A 22,901-nucleotide genomic window follows, 5' to 3' on the forward strand; every position below is an offset into this window, starting at 1 on the left:
GGGGGGTGAACATCGGATCAGGCGGTGGCGTCGGGTTTCGACACGCCCGCTACCTGCGCGCATCCGGTCCAGCAAACTCAGCTAATTTCCCTAATAGTTCTGCTGCAAATTTACTACCAGCGAGTACGCCGCTACTGTTCCGGCGTGTCGCCGTAATGCAGTCGGCGGGAAGCGTTCTGGCAAGGAGTCCGCATGCTGGAAGTCAATCACTTCACGTACGGGTGGCTGACGCCCGCACTGGCCTATCTGATGTCCGTCACCGGCTCGTTGCTAGCTCTGCGCTGCATGGTCCGCGCCCGCGGTAGCAGCCGGCCCGACGGCTGGATCGTCACGGCGGCCATCGCGCTCGGCGGGACCGGGATCTGGGTCATGCATTTCATTGCGATGTTGGGCTTTTCGGTGCGCAATGCGACGATTCGCTACAACATCCCGATCACCCTGGTGAGCGCGGCGATCGCGATGGGCGTGGTGTGGGTGGGCCTGTCCATCGTCCTCCGGCGGCGGGGCGGCGGTTACGCGCTGCTGACCGGCGGCACCGTCACCGGGCTCGGCGTCGGCGCCATGCACTACGCCGGGATGTACGCCATGAAGACCGATGTCGCGGTGCACTACGACCCCTGGATCGTGCTGCTGTCGCTCATCATCGCGGTGGTCGCGGCAACGGCGGCACTGTGGTTCGCGTTGCACGTGCGTGGGCTCGCCGCCACCGTCGGCGCGGCGCTGATCATGGGGCTGGCGGTGTGCGGCATGCACTACACCGGCATGTTCGCGATGCAGGCGCAGATGACCGGGCATCTGCACGCTCCGGGCGGCGCACAGGCGCATCAACTGCTGACGCCGCTGATCGTCGGGGTCAGCATGGTCACGCTGCTGCTGTTGCTGCAGGTGGGCATCACCGATGTCGACGAACCGGATCTCACCCGCATCCGCGGCCAGCACGCCAGCCGGTACTGGCCGAGCCGCACACAGACCCTCGACGGGCCGCCGGACGACTTCGACAGGCGCCGATGGTGAAGCCATCACGTGTCGATGATCCGCCCCGCCGTGGCAGCCACCTCGGCGCGGCCGGAGGTGTCCTTGAGTTCCACCCCGGAGCGGCCCAGCCGCCGCGCCCCGGCCACCAGACCGGCGACCACCTGCGCGGCCGCCGCATAGCCCAGCCCCTCCGGCGGATGGATGTTCGAGACGCAATTACGTTGGGAGTCGGCACATCCGGGCCGCGGCCGGTGGGTGAGGTAGACGCCGAGACTGTCGGCCACCGAGAGTCCCGGCCGCTCGCCGATGAGCACCAGGACGGTATCCGCCCGCAGGGCTTGTCCGATGTGATCGCCCAGCGCGACCCGGGCCTGGGTGGCGATGACCGGCGGCGCCAGCCGATATCGCTGTGCCAGTTCGTCTTTCAACGCGGCGAGCACGGCCGGTCCGTGCTCGTGCACGGCGCGGGGCGACAGGCCGTCCGCCAGGATCACCGCGATGTCACAACCGTCCGGCGAAAGCTCTTGCGCGAGATCGGTTTCCGGTAGCCTGCCCAGGTCCGGCCGCCGCAGGTACTCCGAACGGTCCGCAGCGCGGCTGCGCACGTGTATCGGGCGGCCGAGTCCGAGTTCGGTCACGGCTGCCGTCAGGGATGCCACGTCGAGCGGGGTGTGCACCGCGTCGCGGGCCTCGGCGTGCGCCGCCGCGAGCTCCAGCACCCGCCGCGTCGGTAGCGCGTCGCCCGCCCGACCCAGTCCGATCCGGGCCTGGGTGAGCTTTCGGAGCTCGTCCCAGAAGTCTTGCGCCGCAGCCTGGTTCATTGCCACCGAGCCGACCGGCGGGGACACATCCGCGGCGCCGCCGGTCATCGGATCATCTCGGTTCGCGTTCATCGCGACCCCGCCAGCGCGCGCAGGGGCGAGGACAGAGGCGGCACCTCGCGAATGCGGCCGTGGGCGTCCCGCAGGCCGAGCCGGTCGAGCCAGGCCGCGAATTCCGGCGCGGGGTCGAGACCGAGTACCGCGCGGGCGTACAGCGCGTCGTGGAAGCTCAGACTCTGGTAACCGAGCATGACGTCGTCGGCGCCGGGGACCGCGATGACGAAGGCCGCGCCCGCGGCGCCCAGCAGGGTCAGCAGCGTGTCCATATCGTCGGAGTCGGCCTCGGCGTGGTTGGTGTAGCACACGTCGACGCCCATCGGCAGGCCCAGCAGCTTGCCGCAGCAGTGGTCCTCGAGTCCCGCCCGGATGATCTGCTTGCCGTCGTAGAGGTACTCGGGCCCGATGAAACCCACCACCGTATTCACCAGCAGCGGATCCAACGCGCGCGCGACGCCGTACGCCCGGGCCTCCAAGGTCTGCTGGTCGACCGGCTTGCCGCCGGTGCCCAGATGCGCGCCCGCGCTCAGCGCCGAGCCCTGGCCGGTCTCGAAGTACATCACGTTGTCGCCCACAGTGCCCCGCCGCAGCGACCGCCCCGCCTCGTCGGCCTCGCGCAGCAGCGAGATGTCCACGCCGAAGCCGGAATTGGCGCCCTCGGTGCCGCCGAGCGACTGGAACACCAGATCGACCGGCGCACCGGACGCGATCAGGTCGAGCGTGGTCGTAACATGCGCGAGCACGCAGGACTGGGCCGGAATGTCGTAGCGCAGGCGCACGTCGTCCAGCAGGCGCAGCAGATCCGCTGTGGCCCTGGGGGAATCGGTCGCCGGGTTCACGCCGATGACGGCATCGCCGCAGCCGAGCAGCAGCCCGTCCAGGACGGCCGCGGCGATCCCGCGGGGGTCGTCGGTGGGATGGTTGGGCTGCAACCGGGTGGCGAGGGTGCCGGGATGTCCGATGGTGGTCCGGAATCCGGAGCGCACCCGCACCGCGCGGGCCACCGCGATCAGATCTTGGTTGCGCATGAGTTTGCTTACTGCGGCCGCCATTTCGGGAGTCAGGCCTGGGGACACCGCCGTCAGTGCGGTCGAGTCGCCTCGCGCCGCCGCCGACAGCAGCCAATCGCGCAGCCCGCCGACACTCAGATGTGCCACCGGAGCGAACGCGGCCCGATCGTGGGTGTCGATGATCAATCGGGTGACCTCGTCGGTTTCGTAGGGCACCACCGGTTCGGTCAGGAACTCGCGCAGCGGCACCTCGGCCAGCGCCCACTGCGCGGCGGCCCGTTCGGCGTCGGACTGTGCCGCGCATCCGGCCAGTTCGTCCCCGCTGCGGCGCGGTGTCGCCTTGGCGAGCAATTCCACCAGTCCGTCGAACGCGTAGGTGGTGCCGCCCAAGCTTTGGCGGTATATCGTCACGCGGTCCTCCTGCGGCACTCGGTCGGCGTCCTCCGCGCCGATTCTGGTCCGGCGATGTTGCCGTTCGGTTGGCGTTTGTTGCCGGGGTATGACCCGACACCAACCCGGCCCGAACGTCGGCGTGCCACGCAGGCCCCGGCGTGCGGTGCCGCCGGGGTCGAGGCGCGCTGCCGCTGGGTCAGGCGAGCGAGCAACGGCACCTCGGAGTACGGCGGGGCGCGCCGCCGGGCGAGGGGGCTCGGGACAGGTCACACTTGCTGACGTGCCCGCCTCCGTCCTGCACCACTATCACTCACCGTGGACCCGGACCGTCGACCTCGAGCACGGCGTGCGGGTGGTGCGGGAGTGGTGGCACGGCCGCCTCCGGGTGTACCGCGCGGCGCGGGCGGTACATGATCATCTCGGTGGCGCCCCGGCCGCCTGCGCGTACGCCTTCACGCTGTTCGTGACCTGGTGGACGATGCGGGGCATCAGCGATATCGCCGGGCACCGCCTGATCCTGTCGGTGTCGACGAATCTGCACAACATGCGCGACGACCCGGTGCAGGTGCTGGTCGCCTCGGCGTTCTGGACCGAGGGCGGCTTCCCGTGGACGATCGTGCTCGGGTTCCTGACCGTGATGGCGTGGGCCGAACGCTGGCTGGGCACCGTGCGCTGGGTGCTGGTCTTCGCCGCAGGGCACGTCGGCGCGACGCTGATCACGGTCACCGGCACCGCCTACGCCGTCCATCACCGGCTGATTCCGCTGAAGGTGGCGGTCGTCTCGGATGTCGGTGCGTCCTATGGCTTCTCGGCCGTCCTGGCGGCGCTGGCGTACCACCTGTCCGGCGTGGCGCGGCTGGTGTGGGCGGGCGGGCTGGTGGCCTGGTTCGGGCTACTCGCCTGGCGCGGGCGCACTTTCACCGATTACGGCCATCTGACCGCGGTGCTGATCGGATTACTGGTCGGGGCGGTAGCGCTCACGGTCGCGCGCCGACTGGAACGGCGGACCGGGCGACGCCATGCCACGCCCGAAACCGCACGCGGCGAGGCGGATTCGGCCTGATCGTCCGGCCGGGCACGACGGCGCCGCGGCCCGGTCGGCTCAACCGTCCGCGGGCGCGCGGCGAAACGACCGCTGCGCCAGCCCCACTACGGGCTCGACGATCCGCGCGGCGATCGGACCCAGCACGGCCATCAGGAACACGTAGGCCGAGGCCAGCGCGGCCAGCTCACCGTCCACCGCGCCCACCGTCACCGCCAGACCCGCGATGACGATGGAGAATTCGCCCCGCGCGACGAGCGCGGCCCCGGCCCGCGCGCGGCCCATCCGCCGGATTCCCTGTCCCGCGGACGCCAGCCAGCCGGTCGCCACCTTCGTCAGCACGGACACCACGGCCAGCAGCACCGCCCAGCCCAGCACCGGCGGAATGGCCCGGGGGTCGGTGTTGAGCCCGAACGCCACGAAGAAGATCGCGGCGAACAGGTCGCGCAGCGGTTCCAGCAGCTTCGCCGCGTTTTGCGCGGTCGACCCGGAGATGGCGATGCCGAGCAGGAACGCGCCGACCGCCGCCGACACGTTCAGCGCCGACGCCAGCCCGGCCACCAGCAGCGCGGCGCCGAACAGCTTGAGCAGGAACACTTCTTTGTCGGCGGAATCCACGATGGCCGACACGAACCGCCCGTAGCGCAACGCCACCACCAGCACGAAGGCGATGGCCAGCAGCGCGATCGCCAGCGACCGCAGCCCCGCCAGATAACCGACCCCGGCCAGCAACGTGGTGAGCAGCGGCAGGTACACCGCCATCGTCAGATCCTCGAACACCAGGATCGACAGCACCACCGGCGTCTCCCGGTTACCCAGCCGCCCCAGATCGTTGAGCACCTTGGCCGCGATCCCGGACGAGGAGATGTAGGTGACGCCGCCCATCGTCACCGCGCCGACCACGCCCCAGCCGAGCAGCAGCGCCACCACCACTCCCGGTGTCGCGTTGGCGACGATGTCGAACAGGCCCGCCGCCCAGGAGCGGCGCAGCCCGGTCACCAATTCGGCCGCGGTGTACTCCAGGCCGAGCAGCAACAGCAGCAGCACCACGCCGATCTCGCCGGCGACATGGCCGAATTCGGCCGCCGATTCCAGCCGGATGACCCCACCGTCGCCGAAGGCCAAGCCGCCCAGCAGATACAGCGGGATCGGGGACATTCCGAAGCCTCCGGCCACGCGCCCGAGCACTCCGAGAACGAACAGGATCGAACCGAGCTGGATCAGCGCGAGCGCGGTGGAGCCCACCGGGTCACCCGTCGGTCAAGATCGCCAGGGCCGCGTCCAGACCGTCGGGTGTGCCGACAACGACCAGCAGGTCACCGGCCGCGAGCACGAAGTCCGGCCCCGGTGACGGATGCACCTGCCCGGCCCGCATCGCCGCGACGATCGAGGCCTTGGTGCGGGTGCGCAGCCGCGTCTCACCCAGCATGCGGCCCTGATAGGGCGACCGCTCGCCGATCGGCAACTGCCGGGTCACGATGCCCGGCATGTCGCGGTGATCGGCGTTGAGCTTCTCCACCAGCTGCGGCGCGCCGAGCAGGTTGGCCAGGGCCGCGGCCTCGTCGGTGGTGAGCGGCACCTGGGCGGCGCAGGCGTCCGGATCGTCCTGTTTGGAGATGATCAGGTCCAGACCACCGTCTCGGTGCGCGACGACGCCGACCCGGCGGCCCGATCGCACCTCGAAGTCCTTGCGTACCCCGATGCCGGGCAGGGCAGTCACGTCGACGTTCACGTTTCCAGCCTAAATGGGCAACCCTCGCCGCAGGGTCAGGCGGGTACCCGCGGCGGCGCGCCGAAGCGGCCGTCGGGTCCCGGCCGGTAATCGGTGACGGCCGTGACCGCCGCCATCGGCAACGGTCCGTACAGATGCGGAAAACGCATCGAGGCCGGATCGGAGGGCACGCCGGGCTCCCAGCGCACGGGCGCGTCCAGGCGTCCTGGATCCAGCCACAGCAACACCACGTCCTCCCGGCCGGCGAACAGGCGGTTGGCGGGCAGGTGGACCTGCTCCGGCGTGGACAGATGCACGAACCCCACGTCCGCCAGCGACGGCGGGCGCCGCTCCCCCACCGCCCGGTCGGCCTCCCATTCGGCGCGGGTGCACAGGTGAAGAAGGGTGCCCGCCTTGGCATTTCGAGAGTCGTCGGCGTCCATCGCTCGACCATAGCCGGTGATCACGGGCCCGGCACGCCGTCGAAAACCCCCGGTGGCCTCGAAGTTTGCCATCAGTGGAGTGTGATTGTCGGTGCGCCGGGGTAGTCTCCGGATAGACAACTGGATCGGCCTGTTCACGGAAGTGGGTACCTACGCTTCGCCCGGTACTACCCGGCTGTTCGCTTTCAGCGAAATGCCTGGTCGTGTTAGGGAAAACACAAAGGAACATCTCCGGGAACAAAGCCCCCGTCCCGAACGTCTGACAGAGTAGTCATAGCCCCTGCTGGGAAGTAGCGGTAGCGAGCCTGCGGAAGGGACCGCGGGCCCCACACCAGGTGAACGGTCTTCTGCGCCGGGATCCAGGACGGAGGAGTCATGCCAGGAACACTGACTAGCACCCCACTGACCGCGGTCGATCGTTGCGACCGCTGCGGGGCGGCCGCGCGCGTGCGTGCGATCCTTCCCGGTGGTGGCGAGTTGCTCTTCTGCCAGCATCACGCCAATGAGCACATGGACCGTCTCCGTGAGCTCGAAGCCGTGATCGACACAGAGTCGGCACCGGCGCTGTAATCAGCTCCTTCAGTCCGATCGACAACTGAATCCGTCAACAGAAACCCATAACGGGCGGCCGGGTGGCCGCCCGTTTCGTGTGCGCGGACCTCAACGCGGAAGTGTGGCCTCGATGCCGGTGAGCAACCGGTCCAACCCGTACTCGAACGCGCCGTCCGGGTCGCCCGGCGCCTGGTACTGCTCCCCGACCGTCGTCCCGACGCGCGCGGAGAGGGGAAATTCCGTGGCGGGCATCACCTGAGTGAGCAAGGGGCCGTGCACTTCCCACCATCGCTCGTCGCTCATCTCGCGGGCGCTGTGTCGCGCCGCGACCGCCATGCGGGCATTGCCGGTGGCGAATTCCGACAGCACCGCGATCACTCGATCCAGCTCCACATCCGTCAGGCCCGTATCCGCCAGGGCGGCCAGCTGGCGTTCGTATCGCCGCAGGCGGCCCGGACCCAGCACCAGACGCCACGGCGGAACCTCGAGCAGCCAGGGATGGGCGATCAGCTCGGCGCGCACGACGCTCGCGATCGCGGCCATGCGGTCCCGCACGGGCAGGGCCGGATCGATCGGCGGGTCCTCGGCGGCGACCGCGTCGACCATCAGGATGATCAGCGCCTCCTTGCTGGGCACGTAGGTGTACAGGCTCATCGGACCGAGTCCCAGCACGGCGGCGACCGCGCGGATGGACACCTTGTCGTAGCCCTCGCGATCGGCGATCTCCACCCCGGCGCGCACCACCTCGTCGACGCTGACACCCGGCTTGGGGCCGCGGGCTCCGGGGCGGCGCGGCAGCGACTCCCGCCACAGCAGGTTCAGCAGCTGTCTTGCCTGCTCGACGGTCGAATCGTCGGTCACGGCGCTCCTCGCGGAATATCGGTACCCTGTACGAAGTTAGGATACCTCGTACATAGTACGTAGATCAGGAGAGTCGCTCTGCCCACCACGCACGCCACCTACCTGCCGGACCGGCACATGTTCGCGCTGTGGACCTGGAATGGTTCCGCACCGCTGCCCGCCTCCGGCGCGGACACCGAACCCGTCTCGCTCGCCGTGCCCACGCCCGACGGCTCGGGCATGACCGTCGCCTCGGTCGACTGCGAGCTGGCCGAACCCGGCCGGTTCGCGACAGTGCCGCTGTCCGACCCGGGCGCCTCGGTCACCGCCTGGCGCACCGTACTGCGCGGCGCGACGGCCGAACTGCCGCCGGTCGCGCACGCCGTGCCCAATGCCGCGCGGACCGCCGTCGTGTCGGCCGATCGAGCCGTGCGGGCCTGCGCCGGCAGCCAGGCCGTGCTCGCCGAGCTGCGCACGACGTTGCGGGCCGACCTGCGCCCGTACCAGGCCGGCGGCATCGCGTGGCTGCGAGAGACCACCGCGACGCACGGCGGCGCGGTGCTCGCCGACGAGATGGGGCTGGGCAAGACCGTGCAGGCGATCGGCTATCTGCTCGGCCGTGCCGACGACGGACCGCAACTGGTGGTGTGCCCGACCTCGCTGGTGGGCAACTGGGCACTGGAGATCGAGCGGTTCGCGCCGGGGCTGCGACCGGTCGTGTGGCGCGGCGGGGAACTCGGCGCCGTGCCCGGCGGATCCATCGTCGTGACCGGTTACCCCACGCTGCGCGGGCACGGCCGGGCGCTGGCCGAACAACACTGGGCGACAGTGGTGTTCGACGAGGCGCAGGTGCTGAAGAATCCCCGCACCCAGGTGGCGCGCGCGGCGCGGGCGCTCACCGGCGGCGCCCGGATCGCGCTGACCGGCACGCCGGTGGAGAACCACCTGGACGAACTGTGGGCACTGCTCAATCTGGTGGCGCCGCAGGCGTTCACGCACAAGACGCAGTTCCGGCGGCGGTTCGTGCGGCCGATCCACGAGGGTTCGCAGCGGGCCGCGATCCGGCTGCGGGACACCCTGGAGCCGATCGTGCTGGCCCGCAAGAAGGTTCAGGTGGCGGCCGCGCTGCCGCCGAAGATCCACTGCGATGTGGTCTGCGACCTCACCGACGAGCAGCAGCGACTGTACGACCGGCTGCTCGATCAGGCGGCGGCCGAGGGCTTCGGCAGCGGCACGCAGCGCCAGACCCGGGTGCTGGCGGCGCTGACCGCCCTGAAACAGGTGTGCAACCATCCGGGCCTGGTGACCGGTGAGCTGGACGAACTGGCCGGGCGCTCCGGCAAGTTCGACGTCTGCACCGACCTGCTCGCCAACAACCTCGAGACCGGCTCTCCCACTTTGGTTTTCACCCAGTACCGGCGCACCGGGGAACTACTGGTGCGCCATTGCGCCGAGCAGTTCGGTGTCACCGCACCGTTCTTCCACGGCGGGCTCGACGCCGCCCGGCGCGCCGAGATCGTGCGGCGGTTCCAATCACCGGACGGGCCGCCGATGCTGGTGCTCAGCCTGCGTGCGGCCGGAACGGGTCTGACCCTGACCCGCGCCGCCGACGTCGTGCACTACGACCGCTGGTGGAATCCGGCGGTGGAGGCGCAGGCCTCGGACCGCGTGCACCGGATCGGCCAGACCCGGACGGTCACCGTCACCACGCTCACCACCGGGACCACCGTCGAGGAACACATCGCCGGGATGCACGGCCGCAAGTCCGCGCTGGCCGACCTCACCGATACCGGCGTCACCGGCGCCGAGTCGGGGGTGGCGGCGCTGGCCCGCCTCGACGACGAGCACCTGCTGGAGATCCTGCGCCGGAAGCGAGGGAATTGATTTGCCCGACAACGACTTCGGATATACCGCGTGGGGCCGGGACTGGGTGCGCCTGGCCGAGCCGCTGTCCGTGACGCGGCCCGAGCCGCTGCTCCCCCGCGCCCGCCGGATCGCCCGCAACGACGACGGTGTCGAGTTGGAGATCGGGGGCCGGACGGTACGCGCCGCCATCCATCGCGGCGCCCAGGCGTCGGTGACCCACGTGGAACTGGCGCCGCTGCCCGCCGCGCGGATCGCCGCCATCACGGCACATCTCCCGCCGGGCACGGCCGAGCTGTCCGACGACGTGCACGAGACCCTGCGCGCCGCAGGCATTTCCGTCGCCCCCCGCCTGCTGAACTCCGATTGTTCCTGTTCCGCCCGCAAATCTCGCTGCCTGCACCTGCTCGCCACCTGCTACGCCCTGGCCCGGCGAGTCGACGAGAACCCCTGGCTCGCATTGGATCTGCAGGGCTACCGGGACACCGCCGCGCCCGGCGATTCGGACACCGCACCGCCCCGGTGGACGCCTCTCGAAACCATTGACCCCGCAACATTTTTCGGCAGCGCCGAGGCACCGGCCTCGGCGGTGAACACAGGGTGAGATCGCACGCCCGTCGATCAGGCCGGGCGGCGGGCGCGGAAGCGGAAACTTCTCGTGTCCTGATCGATCTCGATGTCGGTGAAGCCGATGCGGGCGAGGCGGTCTGGCAGGGTGTCCGGGGGTACGGGGACGCAGGTGTCGCCCAGGTGGAGCAGGCGGAAGGCGACGCTGTCCAGTCCGTCGCTGCCCGCGAAGACGCCGCCCGGGCGCAGGACGCGGAAGGCCTCGCCGAACAGGTCGTCCTGCTGCGGCGGGGACGGGACGTGATGCAGCATGGTGAAGCACACGACCGAGCTGAACTCGTGATCCGGCAGCGGCATCGCGGCGCCGTCGCCGTCGAGCACGGTCAGGCGACCGGCCTTGCGATCGCGCAACCGGGCGGCGAGCACGGGATCGATCTCGAGTCCGGTGAGCGCCGGCGCCCACTGCCGCAAGGCTTCGACGTTCGCGCCGTAACCCGGCCCGACCTCGAGCGCGGAGTCCCCCAGGTCGAGACCCGACACCGCCCACGGCACGATGCGGGTGGCGCTGGCGCGTTCCCAGGCGGCGGAGCGGCAGAGCAGGCGGTGTACCAGATTCATACCCATGCCCGTGACGGTAGGAGCCCCCGTCGCTGGCCGCGAGACGCTACGCTGCCAGATTGTGTCGCAGAACGGACACCTGCTCGATGTCGCGGCGCCCGCCGGGCCGACCGCGATGGTATTCGGCGGGCGCGTGCTCCCGGCGGGCCTCTGGTTCGATCGGCATCGGCACCCCCAGCACCAAATCGTCTGGGCCTCACGGGGAGTGCTGGCCGTCGAGGCCGGCGGCGGCCAGTGGGTGCTCCCGCCGACCCGGGCACTGTGGATTCCCGGCGGACTGCCGCACCGCACCGGCACCCCCGACGGCGCCGCCATGCGCGGGATCTTCGTCGAGCCGGACCGCTGCCCGGTGCGCTTCACCGCCCCCACCCTGCTGCGCGTCGACCGCCTGCTGCACGAACTGTTCGACTACCTCACCGGCGGCGGCCTCGAAAACACCCGCGCCCCAGAGGTATTCCTGCACAGCGCCGATCCGCTCGCGGCGGACCGACGGCGGCGCGCGGAGGCGGTGGTGTTCGACCTGCTCGAACCGGTCGAGGTGGTCCCGGTCGGCGCGCCGCTGCCGACCGACCCGCGCGCCCGCGCCGTCGCCGACGCCCTGCTGTACGACCCGGCCGACGATCGCACGCTCGCCCAGTTCGCACCGGACGCCACCGCCAGCGCGCGAACACTGGCCCGGCTGTTCCTCGCGGAAACCGGAATCACCTTCGGGCAGTGGCGAACTCAGGTGCGGCTGGCCGCCTCACTGCCGCTACTGGCCGGCGGACTGCCGCTGGCCCGCATCGCCGAGCGCGTCGGCTACGGCTCGGCCAGCGCCTACGTCGCCGCGTTCCATCGCGCGGTCGGGGTGTCGCCGGGGCGGTACTTCGCCCGCTGATCAGGCGTTGGTGCCGCTGTCGACGGTCACGACGGCGCCGTTGACCGCGCGTCCCGCCGGGCTCGCGAGGAAGGCCACCATGGCGGCCACATCCTCGGGACCGGCGAACCGGCCCAGCGGATTGAACTGCAACTGCTGACCGGCATGATCACCGCCCGCCGGATTCATATCGGTGTCGGTGGCGCCGGGCTGTACCAGGTTCACCGTGATGCCGCGCGGACCCAGTTCCCGCGCAAGGGCTTTGGTGAAGCCGTTGAGCGCGGACTTGCTCAGGTTGTACAGCGCCAAGCCGCCGAACAGCGCCCGCTCGGACAGATTGGAACCGATGCTGATGATCCGGCCGCCCTCGGTCATGTGCCGGACCGCGGCCTGCGCGGCGACGAACGCGGCCCGGGCGTGGATGTGCAACGCCTCATCGATCTCGTCGAGGGTGAATTCCTCGAACGGCTTGGCCGGGAAGATACCGGCGTTGTTGACCAGGATGTCGAGCCGCCCCAGCGACTCGGCGGTGCGATGGACGGCCGCGACGGTCTCGCCCGCGTCGGCGCTGTCGGCCCGCACGACCAGCGCGCGGCGGCCCAGCGCCTCGATCTCGGCCGCCACCTTCGCCGCGTTCTCCGCACCGGCGCGGTAGGTCAGCGCCACGTCGGCGCCCGCCTCGGCCAGCCGCCGCGCGATCGCGGCGCCGATGCCCCGGCTGCCTCCGGTCACGAGTGCCACGGTCCCGGTCAGGTCGTTCATCTCGGCTCCTAATTTTGTGTCGATCAGTACATAAAAGACTCAAGCAGACGGTGGGCGAGGGCGTCAAGGGGTATATTTAACGATTGACACAGAAAGGAGCGGCCGTGGCCGAACGGGGTCGTCCCCGCGCCTTCGATCGGGCGCAGGCATTGCGGCGCGCCATGGAGGTGTTCTGGGAGCACGGATACGAGGGCGCGTCGATGAGCGACCTCACCTCCGCCATGGGCATCAACTCGCCCAGCCTGTACGCGGCGTTCGGCAGCAAGGAGCAGTTGTTCCGGGAGTCCGTGGGACTCTACGGGACCACCGAGGGCGGGTACACGGCCCGCGCGTTACGCGCGGAGCCCACGGCGCGCGCCGCCATCGAGGCCATGCTGCGCGACAATGCCCGCGCCTACGTCGACGGCGCCACACCGCGCGGCTGCATGGTCGTGCTGGCCGGCTCCACCTACACCACCCGCAACACCGCGATCCGCGACTTCCTCACCGAAAAGCGCAGGGCCACAGGGGAAGACATCCGCCGTCGGCTCGATCGCGGGGTGACCGAGGGCGACCTCCCCGCCGATACCGACACCGCCGAACTGGCCGCGTTCTACGCCACCGTCCTGTTCGGTCTCTCGGTCCAGGCCCGAGACGGCGCCGACCTGTCTCAGCTGAATCGAGCGATCGACCGCGCCCTCGCGGCCTGGCCCGGGTTACATGCGGCGTAGGGCGGCGATGCGCTGGGAGAGTTGGTCGGCGGTGGCCAAAGCCGTTGGCGGGCCACCACATTCGCGGCGCAACTCGCCGTGGATGACGCCGTGCGGCTTGCCGGTGCGATGGTGGTGCATGGCGACCAGGCTGTTGAGTTCGCGCCGCAATTCGCTGAGGCGGTCGGCGGTGGCGACGCGTTCGGCCGCGGCCGCGATGCTGGGGCCGGATTCCGCGCCGGCCGCCGCCGCGCTGCGCTCCTCGACCTGGCGGGTCTGGCGGTCGCGCAGCAGCGCGCGCATCTGCTCGGCGTCGAGCAGGCCCGGGATGCCGAGGTAGTCGGCCTCCTCGTCGCTGCCCGCGAAGGTGGCGGTGCCGAACGAATCGCCGTCGTAGATCACCTGATCCAGTTCGGCGTCGGCGGCCAGCGCGACGAACTTCCGCTCCTCCTCGCCGGGCTCGTCCTGCTGCTTGTTGGCCTCGATCAGCAACTCGTCCTCGAGGCCGTTCTTCTCGCGATGCGGCTTGCCGATGACGTGATCGCGCTGGATCTCCAGCTGCGCGGCCAGGTCCAGCAGCACCGGCACGGAGGGCAGGAAGACGCTCGCGGTCTCGCCGGCTCGGCGGGCGCGCACGAACCGGCCGATCGCCTGGGCGAAATACAGCGGCGTCGAGGCGCTGGTGGCGTACACGCCGACGGCCAGGCGCGGCACGTCCACGCCCTCGGACACCATGCGCACCGCGACCATCCACGGATCGGTGCTCGCCGCGAACTCGCCGATCCGCTGGGAAGAGGTCGGATCGTCGGACAGCACCAGCGCCGGCCGTGCCCCCGAGATGTGTTCGAGGAGTTCGGCGTAGTCGCGGGCCCGTTCCTGATCGGTGGCGATCACCAGGCCGCCCGCGTCGGGCATGCCGGTGGCGCGCAGCTGGCGCAGCCGGGTGTCGGCGGCGCCGAGCACCTTCGACATCCAGTCCCCGGCCGGGTCCAGCGCGGTGCGCCAGGCGCGGGCGGTCTGTTCGGCGCTCAGCGGCTCGCCCAGGCGCGCGGAGTACTCCTCCCCCGCGCTGTCGCGCCAGTGCGCGTCGCCGGAGTAGGCCAGGAAGACCACCGGCCGCACGACGCCGTCGGCGAGGGCCTCGGAGTAGCCGTAGGCGTAGTCGGCGCGCGAGCGCGGGAATCCGGACTCGTCGGACTCGTAGTTGACGAACGGAATCTGGGAATCGTCGCTGCGGAACGGGGTACCGGTGAGCGCCAGCCGCCGCGTCGCGTCGCCGAACGCCTCGGCGGCCGCGTCGCCCCAGCTCTTCGCGTCACCGGCGTGGTGGATCTCGTCGAGGATCACCAGGGTGCGGCGGTTCTCGGTGCGGACGCGGTGCTTGAACGGATGCGACGCCACCTGCGCGTAGGTGACCACCACGCCGTGATAGTCGCCGGAGGTGCCGCCGGTGGAGTTGGAGAAGTTGGAGTCCAGCGCGATCCCGGCGCGCGCCGCCGCCGCCGACCACTGATGCTTGAGATGCTCGGTGGGCGCGACCACCGTCACCTGATCGACGGTGCGGTCGGCCAGCAGCTCGGAAGCCAGTCGCAGCGCGAACGTGGTCTTACCAGCACCCGGCGTCGCGACCGCGAGGAAGTCGCGTGGCTTCGTCGTCAGATATTTGGTGAGAGCCCTGCGCTGCCATGCACGTAACGAACCAGCACCACCCGAAGTCACTCCACAGAGAGTAGCGACCCGCACCGACAGCAAGCCAATCGCATGCCGCCGGACCGCCCTGCGGGTCCCGGGTTCGCGCGGCCCCGGCAGTCCGGATCTCGGTGGCCACCGCTGGCTCCGCAGCGCTGCCCGCGGCGGCTCCGGAAACCCGGTGCGGGGCGTGAGCCGGGCGTGTCGCGCGCGGCGCGCCTGCCCACCGAGCGGCCGTCGCCGAGCGACACGTTTCCCGGCCGTTCGCCTAATCGGCGCGGTCGTAGGTGATGCTGTAGGCACGATGGACGCGCACGAACCAACTCCGGACGACAGCGCCGCCCCGAGTCCGGGCGCGGCCGTGGGTCGGCGTGCCCGGCGCGCGCTGCACCGGACCTGGCAGCTCATCGCCCGGGTGGCGGCGAAGGCATGGGACGATTCGATCTTCGCCAAATCAGCGGCCGCGGCGTTCTGGCAGACGCTGTCGCTGGCGCCGCTACTGCTGGGGTTGCTCGGCAGTCTCGGTTACGTGGGCGGCTGGTTCGGTCCCGACACCGTGCAGATCGTCGAGGGCAAGATCATCAGTTTCAGCCGAAACCTGTTCAGTCCCACCGTGGTCGACGACCTCATCGCCCCTACCGTCGCTGATGTGCTGGGGCGCGGGCGCGGCGCGGTGGTCTCGGTCGGTTTCGTGCTGTCGCTGTGGGCCGGTTCCTCGGCGATGGCGACCTTCGTCGATTCGATCGTCGCCGCGCACGATCAGCAGGACGCCCGGCATCCGGTGTGGCAGCGCATCTTCGCGCTGCTGCTGTACGTGCTGTTCCTGGTGGTGTCCGTGTTCGTGCTGCCGCTGGTGGCGCTCGGCCCGACGCTCATCGGCCGGGCGCTGCCCGAGGGCTGGCGCGAGCCGGGGCTGCGGTTGCTGGACAGCTTCTACTACCCGGGCACCGCGCTGCTGCTCATCGTCGGGCTGACCACGCTCTACAAGCTCGCCCTGCACAAGTCGCTGCCGTGGCACCGGCTGTTCTGGGGCGCACTGGTGGCGGGCGTGTTCTTCATGGCCGCCAGCGACGGGCTGCGCCGGTATCTGGCGTGGGTGACCCGCACCGGCATCAGTTACGGCGCGCTGGCCACTCCGATCGCGTTCCTGCTGTTCACCTTCTTCCTCGGCTTCGCGGTCATCCTCGGCGCGGAATTCAATGCCGCCGTGCAGGAGTTCTGGCCCGCGCGCGCCACCCGCGTCGAGCAATTCAAGCGCTGGGTCGCCCGGCACGTGCAAGGCAAGTCGCAGCCCATGCGGATCATTCCGTGATCGCTTTCGGTGTGCCCGGGTGTAGCTGGACATCGGACTCGGATATAGCCGCGCGGCATCGCCGGCGGACGTATCGGGCGGCGGACGCGGGTCAACGCCATGGGCGCAGGATCCGGAACGTCACCGCCAATCCCAGAATTATCAACACAAATGCAATTGCAGATGTAAACCACGATTGCGTGAGCGTGGCTATTCCGCCCGTCAAAATCGAGCAGACCAGCAGGGACAGTGCGACAGACCCCTTCTCGACCCCACGGGCCCGGGCTTTCACTTCAGCCTTGCCTGTCGCGATCACAGAGTGCCCCTATCGCAGAATTATCCGATCCGATATAGCACTTTTACTCACGCAACATTCATAACGCAACCTTGAGAATGTCGACATGCCGGAAACTGGGCGATCACCGGCGAACGAGACTTTTATTCGCTACTGCCGGGCACACATATCGGATCGCCCGGCGGACGCCTCACAACAGACCGTGCCGGCGCGCGTTGGCGACCGCTTGCGCCCGGTTCCGCGCCTGCAGTTTCTGCATGACCGCGCGCAAATAAGACTTGACGGTATTGTTCGACAGCCCGAGCCGGGCGCCGATCTCGCCATTGGTACCGCCCGTCGCCACGAGCCGCAGCACATCGTACTCGCGCGGCGTGAGGGCGTCCGCGATATCTTCACCCCGATCGCCGTCCGCCCGGCGCGCCGCCTGCAACGCGGCCGTGGCGTTCTCGGTGTGCCGCTGCAGCCGGATCAGCCGCGCCCGCAACTCCGGATCGCCACCGGCGCGAACGACCAGTTCCGCTACACCGGAACCGATCTCGGACAACAGGACTCGCACGCTGCCGTGCGGATCGGCACCCGGTCCATCGTCAGTGACCGACACCGCGACCTCGCAATCATCGAACTGGCACCGAGTACAGCATCGATGAATATTGTTGTCAATCAGTGAAGGAAACTCATATCCAATCAATGAAGGGACCCGATGAACTGCTACGCTCCGTCGGTCGCACGACGAGGAGTGAAGAGGCCATGCGGAAGAAGCCGCTGGCGGAGCAGGACGCCGACCAGCTCCGCGAACTCGGCAGGGTCATCCGGTCGGTCCGGCGCGGCATGCTCAGCCTCGAGGGCCTGGCCCAGCGCGCCGACATCAGCGCGGGCCAGTTGAGTCAGATCGAGAACGGCACCGGAAATCCCACGGTGGAGGTGCTGCTGCGGATTGCCGACACCCTCGGCATGGATCTCACCGAGCTCGTCGAACAACCGCCGGCCCGGCGAACCCTCGTGGTGCGCGCCGGGGAACGCCGCCGGTATCAGCCGCCCGCGATCGATCACGACATCGAGCTGCTGACACCGGTGATCGGGCACGAGCTGGGCGTGGCCTTCGCCGTGCTGCAGCCGGGGGAAGCCCGCGACGCGCGCTCGCAGGTGCACGGTGACGTGCTGTACTACGTGGTGGCCGGTGCGCTGGAGATCGTCAAGGACGGCATCGAATACCTTCTGCACGTGGGTGATTCGCTGCTCATCTCGTTCCCGCACCGCCTCTCCGCCGCGAACGCCGAACCGGTGGAGCATCTGGCGGTGTTCCGGCCGGAGGCCGAGTGATGTCGAGCGAGGACACCGCCGCGGCGCGCGCCCGGCTGGTGCACCGGATCGGGCACCGCATCCGGGAGCTGCGCCGCAACCGGATGACCCTCGCGCAGCTGGCGCAGGCGAGCAACGTCAGCATCGGGTTGCTGAGCCGCTTGGAGAACGGCGTCGGCAATCCGACGTTCGCGGCGCTCGGTTCGATCGCGCGGGCGCTGGACGTCGGCGTCTACGCCTTCTTCGAATCGCCTTCGGACGCTCCCGCCGTCGTCCGGGGCGCCGATCGCGTCACCCTGCGCCGGACACCGGCGGATCCCGAACTCGAACTGCTGGCGCCGAGCTTCTCGAGTCGCATCGTCGGGGTGCTCATGACCTTGCCGCCCGGTTGCGGTCCCGACGCCCTGAGCGTCGCGGGCTCGGGCCGCCAGTACGAAATCGTGGTGAGCGGTCCGGTCCGGTATCGCATCGAGCACGAGGTGCACGACCTCGAGACCGGCGACTTCATCGTGTTCGAGACCGGCCGCCCGCACGCCCGGCACAACCCCAGCGACACGGGCACGGCCCGGATCCTGTGCTTCGCGACCGAGGCCAGGCTGGGCACCTACTTCCCGGGCGAGTCCGCGACGGAATGACAGCGGTACACCCGTTCGGGTGTGCCGGACGGCACCGGCGGCGTGGTCTACTCCAATTCGGTAGCGGCACAGCCTATTCCGTGACCGAAACGAGGAACACCCATCATGACGATCGTCGATACGGCCGACCTCGGCCACGACCCGTACCCCTTCTTCGCCGCACTGCGCCGAGTCGGAGACATCTGCGAGGGCACGGTCATGGACCTGTCCCGGCTGCCCGAGTCGGCCCGTAACCGCCACTGCTACATGGCCGTGTCCTACGAGGCGGTCAGCGCCGTGCTGCGAGACAGCCGCGGCTTCAACTCCAGGAACTACGACGCCACCATCGGAACCCTGATGGGACCGACCATCCTCGCGATGGAGGGCGACCGGCACCGCGCGCACCGCGATCTGGTGGCCGCCGCGTTCAAGTCCCGGTCGCTGGCCGCCTGGGAACCCGCCATCGTGCGGCCGATCTGCACCCAACTCCTCGACGAGGTCGCCGCCACCGGGCACGCGGACCTGGTGCGGGACTTCACCTTCGAGTTCCCCACCCGCGTGATCGCGCGACTGCTGGGGCTGCCGGAGGAGGACATGTCGGTCTTCCGTGCCCGCGCGATCGAGTTGCTCACCTACAACGCCGACTATGCGCGTGGCATGAAAGCCGCTGCGGCGCTGGGTGATTACTTCCTCGAACAGATCGGCCGACGGCGTTCGGCGCCGACCGCCGACATCATCGGCGACCTGGTGACCGCCGAGGTCGACGGCGAGCGGCTGAGCGACGACGCGATCTGCTCGTTCCTGCGACTGCTGCTGCTCGCGGGGCTGGAAACCACCTACCGGTCCTCGGGCAATCTACTGTTCCACCTACTGCGGCATCCGGATCAGTTCGACCTGCTGCGCCGGGACCGCGATCTGATCCCCGCGGCGATCGAGGAGGGCCTGCGTTACGAGACGCCGCTGACGTCGATCCAGCGGCACGCCACCACCGACGTGGAGGTGCTCGGCATCCGGGTTCCGGCGGGTGCGGTCATCGACGTCTGCCTGGCCTCGGCGAACCGCGACGAGCGCCGCTGGGAGCGCGCCGAGGAGTTCGACATCGCCCGGAAGCGCTTGCCGCACATCAGTTTCGCGTCCGGCGCGCATACCTGCCTGGGCCTGAACCTGGCCCGCATGGAAACTCGCGTCGCCATGGAATGCCTGCTGGATCGGCTGCCGAACCTGACCCTCGTGCCGGACCAGGACACCCGGCCGCACGGGCACCCGTTCCGCTCGCCCCGCACGCTGCCGGTGACCTTCGACAGCGATCCGTCCCCGGCGGGTTGACACGCGATCCGCCCGATACGGGCGTGCCCGCTGTCCCCTGGTTCCCGCCGATCCGAGTACCGGAAAATGTCCGCATGGAGCGCCGACCGTGCACTCTATCGCGCCGAGACCGGTGGGCGCTACAGGTCATCGACCCCTTGCGCGAGGGCCTGGAGCAGCCAATGCTGGGCGTCACCGACGGTGACGGTCCCGGTGACCTCGCTGGTGAGCTGCCAGTAGCGCGGGATGCGATGGTCGGAAATCCTTGCGCCGCATAATAGTTGCCGCCTGAAGCGGGGCGTGTCGCGTTCCTCTCGCGCGGTGGCGTGCGCATCGATGAACCGGTCGAGTTCGGGGCCGGGTCGGGGAGGCTGGTTCGCGGCGAGCAACCGGCCCACGGCCTCGCACGCCTCCCCCACCCCGAGCAGCAGCGCCCGCTCGTGTCGGACCCGCGCCGTATCCGACTCGGCCGCACCGTTCCTGGTATCGGGCAGCTCGCCCGACTGCCGCAGCCGCCGCGCCATCGCGACACGGAAGGTGGAATCGGCTGCCAGGGTGGACAATTCGGCGTAGGCGAGGACGTGCCGGGGTTCCGGCTCAGTCGGCAGGGCGGGCACGTGCATCGCGAGGAACGCCTCGACCGTCGCGGGCGGCAAAGGGGTGAGCACGCGCCGCCAGAACGCCACCACCGTATCTTGGGCGCCGCGCCGGTCCGCCACGGCGGCAAGCAGTTCCAGGTGCGCGGCCTGCGCGGCGGGCGGCGCGGATTCCACGGCGAGGAGGGCGGCGCGACGCCACGTCAGCACGGCCAGTTCGGCATCGAGCGCATCGCGTTCGGCGGCGACCGCGGCGGGGATCGTGGTGGTACCGGCCAGGACGTCCACGATCGCGGCGAGACCGAGTCCGAGTGCCCGGAGGCGGCGCACGAGCAGCAGCCGATCGACGGCGACGGCCGGGTCGAACACGCGGTGCCCGCCCGAGGTGCGCCGCGACTCCAGCACCGCTTCGTCGCAATAGAAACGGATGGTGCGCACCGGGACTCCGGTCCGCCGCGACAGCTCGCCGATGCCGATCGGGCCGCCGCCGGATGTGTTGTGGGTCACGATCGCTGGAACCTCCACCTCGGTGGAGTTCCTACCGTACCGGTACATCCCCGGACGATGGAGCAAGCGATGACGATGACCACCGAAGACCTCTGGCGCGCTGTGGCGACCGAGCGCACGACCCTGGCCGACCTGCTGGAGACGTTGTCGGAAGACCAGTGGGAGCACGGCTCGCTCTGCGCGGACTGGCGCGTGCGGGATGTGGTCGCGCATGTCGTGCTGTCCGCCTCCGCCGGGCCGGGACTGCTGCTGCTGGTCAGCCTGATTCGCGCTCGCGGCAATCTGCACCGGATGATCCGCGACACCGCCATCCGCCACGCCGACCGGACGCCCACCGCAGCGATACTCGGTCAGTTGCGCGACAGCATCGGGCAGCGACGGACGGCGCCGGGCACCACACCCGCCGACCGCCTGATGGACCTGCTCGTGCACGGCCAGGACATCGCAATCCCGCTCGGAATCGCCCGCCCTGTGCCGGTCGCCGCCGCGCACGCGGCCCTGGACCGAGTCTGGGGCACGGGAATGTCCGGCTGCCACAAGACCTTCGGCGGTTTCCGCCTAGCGGCCACCGATACCGAGTGGAGCACCGGCGACGGCCCCCTCATCGAGGGCCCCGCCACCGCCCTCCTACTCCTACTCACCGGCCGCCCCGCCGCCCGCGAACACCTCACCGGCGACGGCGTCACGCACCTGCTCGCCGCCGACCGCGCCGGGTGATCGGCACACCCACGGCACCACGCCACATGCGGCTAGGGATCAGCACGCCCGGGCCGTCTGCCCCACGCAGGGACGGCATGCCCGAGTCAGCAACGCCCTACGTACCCAAGGATCGGCGCACCCGGTCTCACCCGGTGAGGTAGTGCGATTGTCGGTGGGACGGGGCGGGGTGTGGTCATGCGGGGCGGATGTTCGTGTCCGGGGGTTCTTCGCGGTGGGCGGCGGGGGCTGTCGTGTTCGGTGTGGTGTGGGTGGGGTTGCGGCGGGTGCGCTTACCGCGTGCGACCTCGGTGGCGAGCGCGTCGAGCGGTTGCGCGAAGGGGGCCAGTGGGTCGGCGAGTTCGGCCAGCCAGGCGCGTGCGGTCTCCAGGCCGGCGCGGTCGAGGGCGTAGAGGCGCCGGGTGCCCTCCGCCCGCACGAGCACCAGCCCGGCGTCGCGCAGCACCTTCAGGTGCTGGGAGACGCCGGGCTGCGAGATCCGCGTGTGGCGCTGCACGGCGGCCACGACGGCTCCCGCGGGCTGCTCCTCGGCGGCGACGAGTTCGAGGATGTCGCGCCGGACGGGGTCGGCCAGCGCCTCGAAGACCTTGGCGGGAGAGAGCCCCATCAGGACGGCTGATCGTCCTCGGGGACGGTGGTGTAGAACGACACCGTCCGCTCGGCGGCCGCGTGGGCGGTGTCCGGATCGTCGCCGTCCGCGGCGGCCGCGTCGGCCCAGCCGCGGGCCGCCGTCCGCACGAACGCCAAACCCTCGGGAGTCGTCGGGAAGGCTTCTCCCGCAGCCGGATCCACCGGTTCCCCGCTCGACAGATGCAGGCCCAGCCCCATCAGCGCGAGATCCCAGCCGACACCCACGGCCCCGGGCCCGAACTGCGTCCACAGCTCCGGATCGACGTACGCCTCGTGCACCAGCTCGAGCTGCGTGCCGTCCCCGTCCGCGGTGAGAGTGACCGTGAGCCAGGAGATCTGCGGCCCCATTTCCCAGGTGACGGCGAACCGCCGCGGCTCCTCGCACTCCTCGACGAGGCCCCCGGCGTTCCCCTCGATCTGATAGCGACCTCCGACCCGCAATTCGCCGCTGATCGGCAGGAACCAGCGCGGAATTCGCTCGCGGTCGGTGAGCGCGTGCCACAGGTCCGCCCGGTCGGTGCCGTAGGTGCGGCGGGCGACGGCGACGCGGGTGGGCGCGCCGTCGCGGGAACCGGTGCGGACCTCGCGGGCCACCAGTCCCGCGATGGCGGCCGGATCGGTGAGCAGGGACATGACTACCTCCTTGATAAGTTTTCACTTATATTAGCGGCTGAACTATCAGAAATGAACCCTTTCCACCTCGCGCGTTGGCAGTGGCCGCCGCCCCCTGCTGGCAAACGTGTCGCGAAAGTGCTGGTG

At 70.1% G+C, this 22,901-nt stretch carries 25 protein-coding genes; 12 read left to right on the forward strand and 13 right to left on the reverse strand.

Annotated features, from left to right (window positions below):
* The first annotated feature begins 192 nt into the window (after positions 1–192).
* Positions 193–1,014 (forward strand): MHYT domain-containing protein, encoded by an 822-nt coding sequence (locus tag ACFMRZ_RS09905; RefSeq protein WP_400178839.1) that lies wholly within the window; start codon positions 193–195, stop codon positions 1,012–1,014.
* Between the two features lie 5 nt (positions 1,015–1,019).
* Here the strand turns inward: ACFMRZ_RS09905 and eutC are convergent, their stop codons facing one another.
* On the reverse strand, positions 1,020–1,796 hold the full coding sequence (gene eutC / locus ACFMRZ_RS09910; RefSeq protein ID WP_400182818.1) for an ethanolamine ammonia-lyase subunit EutC: 777 nt from the start codon (positions 1,794–1,796) through the stop codon (positions 1,020–1,022).
* A gap of 68 nt (positions 1,797–1,864) precedes the next feature.
* Positions 1,865–3,274, reverse strand: a complete 1,410-nt coding sequence (locus tag ACFMRZ_RS09915; protein ID WP_400178840.1) for an ethanolamine ammonia-lyase subunit EutB — start codon at positions 3,272–3,274, stop codon at positions 1,865–1,867.
* A gap of 262 nt (positions 3,275–3,536) precedes the next feature.
* On the opposite strand from ACFMRZ_RS09915, the gene ACFMRZ_RS09920 reads away from it, so the two are divergent.
* A complete protein-coding gene (locus ACFMRZ_RS09920; protein WP_400178842.1) occupies positions 3,537–4,319 on the forward strand; it encodes a rhomboid-like protein in 783 nt (260 codons plus the stop codon).
* A 39-nt stretch (positions 4,320–4,358) separates the two neighbouring features.
* On the opposite strand, the gene ACFMRZ_RS09925 is transcribed toward ACFMRZ_RS09920, so the two are convergent.
* The 3 genes from ACFMRZ_RS09925 to ACFMRZ_RS09935 are packed head-to-tail and all read right to left on the reverse strand — an operon-like array spanning position 4,359 to position 6,452.
* On the reverse strand, positions 4,359–5,543 hold the full coding sequence (locus ACFMRZ_RS09925) for a cation:proton antiporter (RefSeq protein WP_400178843.1): 1,185 nt from the start codon (positions 5,541–5,543) through the stop codon (positions 4,359–4,361).
* A gap of 4 nt (positions 5,544–5,547) precedes the next feature.
* Complete coding sequence (locus ACFMRZ_RS09930) at positions 5,548–6,030, reverse strand: cation:proton antiporter regulatory subunit (RefSeq protein WP_280275064.1); 483 nt, start codon at positions 6,028–6,030, stop codon at positions 5,548–5,550.
* Between the two features lie 35 nt (positions 6,031–6,065).
* Complete coding sequence (locus ACFMRZ_RS09935) at positions 6,066–6,452, reverse strand: DUF952 domain-containing protein (RefSeq protein ID WP_400178844.1); 387 nt, start codon at positions 6,450–6,452, stop codon at positions 6,066–6,068.
* A gap of 375 nt (positions 6,453–6,827) precedes the next feature.
* Here ACFMRZ_RS09935 and ACFMRZ_RS09940 point away from each other — a divergent pair, with 375 nt between their 5' ends.
* Complete coding sequence (locus ACFMRZ_RS09940) at positions 6,828–7,022, forward strand: hypothetical protein (RefSeq protein WP_024805954.1); 195 nt, start codon at positions 6,828–6,830, stop codon at positions 7,020–7,022.
* Between the two features lie 90 nt (positions 7,023–7,112).
* Here the strand turns inward: ACFMRZ_RS09940 and ACFMRZ_RS09945 are convergent, their stop codons facing one another.
* The gene (locus ACFMRZ_RS09945) at positions 7,113–7,865 is read right to left on the reverse strand and encodes a TetR/AcrR family transcriptional regulator (protein WP_400178845.1); all 753 of its coding nucleotides are present in this window, start codon (positions 7,863–7,865) and stop codon (positions 7,113–7,115) included.
* Positions 7,866–7,982: 117 nt separating this feature from the next.
* On the opposite strand from ACFMRZ_RS09945, the gene ACFMRZ_RS09950 reads away from it, so the two are divergent.
* Both ACFMRZ_RS09950 and ACFMRZ_RS09955 read left to right on the forward strand, forming a co-directional pair.
* Complete coding sequence (locus ACFMRZ_RS09950; RefSeq protein WP_400178846.1) at positions 7,983–9,728, forward strand: DEAD/DEAH box helicase; 1,746 nt, start codon at positions 7,983–7,985, stop codon at positions 9,726–9,728.
* A 1-nt stretch (position 9,729) separates the two neighbouring features.
* Positions 9,730–10,311, forward strand: a complete 582-nt coding sequence (locus ACFMRZ_RS09955) for a hypothetical protein (protein ID WP_400178847.1) — start codon at positions 9,730–9,732, stop codon at positions 10,309–10,311.
* 17 nt (positions 10,312–10,328) lie between these two features.
* Here the strand turns inward: ACFMRZ_RS09955 and ACFMRZ_RS09960 are convergent, their stop codons facing one another.
* A complete protein-coding gene (locus tag ACFMRZ_RS09960; RefSeq protein ID WP_400178849.1) occupies positions 10,329–10,898 on the reverse strand; it encodes a class I SAM-dependent methyltransferase in 570 nt (189 codons plus the stop codon).
* Between the two features lie 55 nt (positions 10,899–10,953).
* Here ACFMRZ_RS09960 and ACFMRZ_RS09965 point away from each other — a divergent pair, with 55 nt between their 5' ends.
* Positions 10,954–11,769, forward strand: coding sequence for an AraC family transcriptional regulator (locus ACFMRZ_RS09965; RefSeq protein ID WP_400178850.1), 816 nt, complete (start codon positions 10,954–10,956; stop codon positions 11,767–11,769).
* Here ACFMRZ_RS09965 and ACFMRZ_RS09970 read toward each other — a convergent pair whose 3' ends face one another.
* Positions 11,770–12,510 (reverse strand): SDR family NAD(P)-dependent oxidoreductase, encoded by a 741-nt coding sequence (locus ACFMRZ_RS09970; protein WP_400178851.1) that lies wholly within the window; start codon positions 12,508–12,510, stop codon positions 11,770–11,772. It lies immediately after the preceding gene.
* Between the two features lie 104 nt (positions 12,511–12,614).
* Between ACFMRZ_RS09970 and ACFMRZ_RS09975 the strand changes: the two genes are divergently transcribed.
* Positions 12,615–13,220: a TetR/AcrR family transcriptional regulator gene (locus ACFMRZ_RS09975; protein ID WP_400178852.1), complete on the forward strand. Its 606-nt coding sequence runs from the start codon at positions 12,615–12,617 to the stop codon at positions 13,218–13,220.
* Here ACFMRZ_RS09975 and ACFMRZ_RS09980 read toward each other — a convergent pair.
* Complete coding sequence (locus ACFMRZ_RS09980) at positions 13,206–14,918, reverse strand: DEAD/DEAH box helicase (RefSeq protein ID WP_280275073.1); 1,713 nt, start codon at positions 14,916–14,918, stop codon at positions 13,206–13,208. The genes ACFMRZ_RS09975 and ACFMRZ_RS09980 overlap by 15 nt on opposite strands.
* A 274-nt stretch (positions 14,919–15,192) precedes the next feature.
* On the opposite strand from ACFMRZ_RS09980, the gene ACFMRZ_RS09985 reads away from it, so the two are divergent.
* Positions 15,193–16,200: a YihY/virulence factor BrkB family protein gene (locus ACFMRZ_RS09985; protein WP_400178853.1), complete on the forward strand. Its 1,008-nt coding sequence runs from the start codon at positions 15,193–15,195 to the stop codon at positions 16,198–16,200.
* A gap of 464 nt (positions 16,201–16,664) precedes the next feature.
* Here ACFMRZ_RS09985 and ACFMRZ_RS09990 read toward each other — a convergent pair whose 3' ends face one another.
* Complete coding sequence (locus ACFMRZ_RS09990; protein WP_400178854.1) at positions 16,665–17,018, reverse strand: response regulator transcription factor; 354 nt, start codon at positions 17,016–17,018, stop codon at positions 16,665–16,667.
* A 203-nt stretch (positions 17,019–17,221) separates the two neighbouring features.
* Between ACFMRZ_RS09990 and ACFMRZ_RS09995 the strand changes: the two genes are divergently transcribed.
* From ACFMRZ_RS09995 to ACFMRZ_RS10005, 3 genes are all read left to right on the forward strand, one after another.
* A complete protein-coding gene (locus tag ACFMRZ_RS09995; RefSeq protein ID WP_280363198.1) occupies positions 17,222–17,794 on the forward strand; it encodes a helix-turn-helix domain-containing protein in 573 nt (190 codons plus the stop codon).
* Positions 17,794–18,408: a helix-turn-helix domain-containing protein gene (locus ACFMRZ_RS10000; protein WP_400178855.1), complete on the forward strand. Its 615-nt coding sequence runs from the start codon at positions 17,794–17,796 to the stop codon at positions 18,406–18,408. The genes ACFMRZ_RS09995 and ACFMRZ_RS10000 overlap by 1 nt, the downstream gene beginning before the upstream one ends.
* A 105-nt stretch (positions 18,409–18,513) precedes the next feature.
* Positions 18,514–19,713: a cytochrome P450 gene (locus ACFMRZ_RS10005; RefSeq protein WP_400178856.1), complete on the forward strand. Its 1,200-nt coding sequence runs from the start codon at positions 18,514–18,516 to the stop codon at positions 19,711–19,713.
* A 119-nt stretch (positions 19,714–19,832) separates the two neighbouring features.
* Here ACFMRZ_RS10005 and ACFMRZ_RS10010 read toward each other — a convergent pair whose 3' ends face one another.
* Complete coding sequence (locus tag ACFMRZ_RS10010; protein ID WP_400178857.1) at positions 19,833–20,795, reverse strand: MerR family transcriptional regulator; 963 nt, start codon at positions 20,793–20,795, stop codon at positions 19,833–19,835.
* 69 nt (positions 20,796–20,864) lie between these two features.
* Between ACFMRZ_RS10010 and ACFMRZ_RS10015 the strand changes: the two genes are divergently transcribed.
* Positions 20,865–21,512 carry a maleylpyruvate isomerase family mycothiol-dependent enzyme gene (locus tag ACFMRZ_RS10015; RefSeq protein WP_400178858.1) on the forward strand — a complete coding sequence of 216 codons (648 nt, stop codon included), beginning with the start codon at positions 20,865–20,867 and terminating at the stop codon, positions 21,510–21,512.
* A gap of 175 nt (positions 21,513–21,687) precedes the next feature.
* On the opposite strand, the gene ACFMRZ_RS10020 is transcribed toward ACFMRZ_RS10015, so the two are convergent.
* Both ACFMRZ_RS10020 and ACFMRZ_RS10025 read right to left on the reverse strand, forming a co-directional pair.
* Entirely contained in the window at positions 21,688–22,119 is a 432-nt protein-coding gene (locus tag ACFMRZ_RS10020) for an ArsR/SmtB family transcription factor (protein WP_400178859.1), read from the reverse strand.
* Entirely contained in the window at positions 22,119–22,775 is a 657-nt protein-coding gene (locus tag ACFMRZ_RS10025; protein WP_400178860.1) for an SRPBCC family protein, read from the reverse strand. Before ACFMRZ_RS10025 ends, ACFMRZ_RS10020 begins: the two co-directional genes overlap by 1 nt.
* Positions 22,776–22,901: the final 126 nt, after the last annotated feature.

The sequence above is a fragment of the Nocardia sp. N2S4-5 genome, assembly GCF_044628355.1.
In the GTDB taxonomy this organism is placed as follows: domain Bacteria; phylum Actinomycetota; class Actinomycetes; order Mycobacteriales; family Mycobacteriaceae; genus Nocardia; species Nocardia wallacei_B.

Coding starts and splice junctions, on each gene's coding strand:
- ACFMRZ_RS09905 (WP_400178839.1), top strand. CDS start 193: ATGCTGGAAGTCAATCACTTCACGTACGGGTGGCTGACGCCCGCACTG.
- eutC (WP_400182818.1), bottom strand. CDS start 1,796: ATGAACCAGGCTGCGGCGCAAGACTTCTGGGACGAGCTCCGAAAGCTC.
- ACFMRZ_RS09935 (WP_400178844.1), bottom strand. CDS start 6,452: ATGGACGCCGACGACTCTCGAAATGCCAAGGCGGGCACCCTTCTTCAC.
- ACFMRZ_RS09940 (WP_024805954.1), top strand. CDS start 6,828: ATGCCAGGAACACTGACTAGCACCCCACTGACCGCGGTCGATCGTTGC.
- ACFMRZ_RS09950 (WP_400178846.1), top strand. CDS start 7,983: ATGTTCGCGCTGTGGACCTGGAATGGTTCCGCACCGCTGCCCGCCTCC.
- ACFMRZ_RS09960 (WP_400178849.1), bottom strand. CDS start 10,898: ATGGGTATGAATCTGGTACACCGCCTGCTCTGCCGCTCCGCCGCCTGG.
- ACFMRZ_RS09970 (WP_400178851.1), bottom strand. CDS start 12,510: ATGAACGACCTGACCGGGACCGTGGCACTCGTGACCGGAGGCAGCCGG.
- ACFMRZ_RS09985 (WP_400178853.1), top strand. CDS start 15,193: ATGGACGCGCACGAACCAACTCCGGACGACAGCGCCGCCCCGAGTCCG.
- ACFMRZ_RS09995 (WP_280363198.1), top strand. CDS start 17,222: ATGCGGAAGAAGCCGCTGGCGGAGCAGGACGCCGACCAGCTCCGCGAA.
- ACFMRZ_RS10000 (WP_400178855.1), top strand. CDS start 17,794: ATGTCGAGCGAGGACACCGCCGCGGCGCGCGCCCGGCTGGTGCACCGG.
- ACFMRZ_RS10005 (WP_400178856.1), top strand. CDS start 18,514: ATGACGATCGTCGATACGGCCGACCTCGGCCACGACCCGTACCCCTTC.
- ACFMRZ_RS10015 (WP_400178858.1), top strand. CDS start 20,865: ATGACGATGACCACCGAAGACCTCTGGCGCGCTGTGGCGACCGAGCGC.
- ACFMRZ_RS10020 (WP_400178859.1), bottom strand. CDS start 22,119: ATGGGGCTCTCTCCCGCCAAGGTCTTCGAGGCGCTGGCCGACCCCGTC.
- ACFMRZ_RS10025 (WP_400178860.1), bottom strand. CDS start 22,775: ATGTCCCTGCTCACCGATCCGGCCGCCATCGCGGGACTGGTGGCCCGC.